A 594-nucleotide genomic window follows, 5' to 3' on the forward strand; every position below is an offset into this window, starting at 1 on the left:
TGGCTTCGCTGCTGCATAAGGACCGTGTCGAGGACACCACCCTGCTCTCGGCACTCGCAGTGGTGGATGTGTCCGGTGTCGGAGTCGATTGGACACCGGTCTTCGATGGCCGTAGCGCGTCGCGGGTACAGCTTCCTACCTATGTCTTTGATCGACAGCAAAGCGGGCGGCACGCACCGTCTTCGTCGAGAGTTGCTTCGGAAGGAGTTCGGGATTTTTTTGCGAGAAAGCTGGCCCAGCTAAGTTCGGACGACCAGTGGATGATGATAGAGAATGCGGTGCGCGATCAACTCGCGGCTATTAGTGGGAAATTTGGTCCCGATGAGTTTGACGAAAATAGTTCTTTTCGAGATCTGGGATTAGATTCACTGGGAGCTGTAGAGTTTCGCCGCCGACTAACTAGGCTGACGGGGGTTGCGATGTCGGCGACCTTGATCTTCGACTACCCGACCCCGAGAGCGGTCACTGAACATCTACACCAGCAGCTGGCCGGAGCATCTGTGGTCGCCGAACCGGTGGTGGTGGGGCATTCGGCCGAGCCGATAGCGATCGTGGGTGTGGGGTGTCGTTTCCCGGGTGGTGTGTCCTCACGCG

The 594-nt window shown here is 58.1% G+C and carries 1 protein-coding gene; it reads left to right on the forward strand.

Features of this window, described 5'->3' with window-relative positions:
- Positions 1–594 (forward strand): acyl carrier protein (locus JZ792_RS41280; protein ID WP_254191104.1); only part of this gene is annotated, 594 nt, incomplete at both ends.

The sequence above is a fragment of the Nocardia noduli genome, from assembly GCF_019038455.1.
Taxonomy (GTDB): domain Bacteria; phylum Actinomycetota; class Actinomycetes; order Mycobacteriales; family Mycobacteriaceae; genus Nocardia; species Nocardia noduli.